General features: G+C 52.2%; 1 rRNA gene. It reads left to right on the forward strand.

From position 1 onward, the window contains the following. Positions 1-65 precede the first annotated feature (65 nt). Positions 66-1,618, forward strand: a 16S ribosomal RNA gene (locus H735_RS19230). Positions 1,619-1,658 lie beyond the last annotated feature (40 nt).

Consider the following 1,658-nt stretch of genomic DNA (forward strand, 5'->3'; position numbering starts at 1 on the left):
TCAGCACAGTCAATTCAAACATTACTTATGTAATGTTCAGTATTCATTGAGCCGAACAAAATCTTAAATTGAAGAGTTTGATCATGGCTCAGATTGAACGCTGGCGGCAGGCCTAACACATGCAAGTCGAGCGGAAACGAGTTATCTGAACCTTCGGGGAACGATAACGGCGTCGAGCGGCGGACGGGTGAGTAATGCCTAGGAAATTGCCCTGATGTGGGGGATAACCATTGGAAACGATGGCTAATACCGCATAATGCCTACGGGCCAAAGAGGGGGACCTTCGGGCCTCTCGCGTCAGGATATGCCTAGGTGGGATTAGCTAGTTGGTGAGGTAATGGCTCACCAAGGCGACGATCCCTAGCTGGTCTGAGAGGATGATCAGCCACACTGGAACTGAGACACGGTCCAGACTCCTACGGGAGGCAGCAGTGGGGAATATTGCACAATGGGCGCAAGCCTGATGCAGCCATGCCGCGTGTGTGAAGAAGGCCTTCGGGTTGTAAAGCACTTTCAGTCGTGAGGAAGGTAGTGTAGTTAATAGCTGCATTATTTGACGTTAGCGACAGAAGAAGCACCGGCTAACTCCGTGCCAGCAGCCGCGGTAATACGGAGGGTGCGAGCGTTAATCGGAATTACTGGGCGTAAAGCGCATGCAGGTGGTTTGTTAAGTCAGATGTGAAAGCCCGGGGCTCAACCTCGGAATAGCATTTGAAACTGGCAGACTAGAGTACTGTAGAGGGGGGTAGAATTTCAGGTGTAGCGGTGAAATGCGTAGAGATCTGAAGGAATACCGGTGGCGAAGGCGGCCCCCTGGACAGATACTGACACTCAGATGCGAAAGCGTGGGGAGCAAACAGGATTAGATACCCTGGTAGTCCACGCCGTAAACGATGTCTACTTGGAGGTTGTGGCCTTGAGCCGTGGCTTTCGGAGCTAACGCGTTAAGTAGACCGCCTGGGGAGTACGGTCGCAAGATTAAAACTCAAATGAATTGACGGGGGCCCGCACAAGCGGTGGAGCATGTGGTTTAATTCGATGCAACGCGAAGAACCTTACCTACTCTTGACATCCAGAGAACTTTCCAGAGATGGATTGGTGCCTTCGGGAACTCTGAGACAGGTGCTGCATGGCTGTCGTCAGCTCGTGTTGTGAAATGTTGGGTTAAGTCCCGCAACGAGCGCAACCCTTATCCTTGTTTGCCAGCGAGTAATGTCGGGAACTCCAGGGAGACTGCCGGTGATAAACCGGAGGAAGGTGGGGACGACGTCAAGTCATCATGGCCCTTACGAGTAGGGCTACACACGTGCTACAATGGCGCATACAGAGGGCAGCAAGCTAGCGATAGTGAGCGAATCCCAAAAAGTGCGTCGTAGTCCGGATTGGAGTCTGCAACTCGACTCCATGAAGTCGGAATCGCTAGTAATCGTGGATCAGAATGCCACGGTGAATACGTTCCCGGGCCTTGTACACACCGCCCGTCACACCATGGGAGTGGGCTGCAAAAGAAGTAGGTAGTTTAACCTTCGGGAGGACGCTTACCACTTTGTGGTTCATGACTGGGGTGAAGTCGTAACAAGGTAGCGCTAGGGGAACCTGGCGCTGGATCACCTCCTTAAACGATGATTATACACGATGAGTGTCCACACAGATTGATA

The sequence above is a fragment of the Vibrio owensii CAIM 1854 = LMG 25443 genome (genome assembly GCF_000817815.1).
GTDB classification, from domain to species: Bacteria; Pseudomonadota; Gammaproteobacteria; order Enterobacterales; family Vibrionaceae; genus Vibrio; species Vibrio owensii.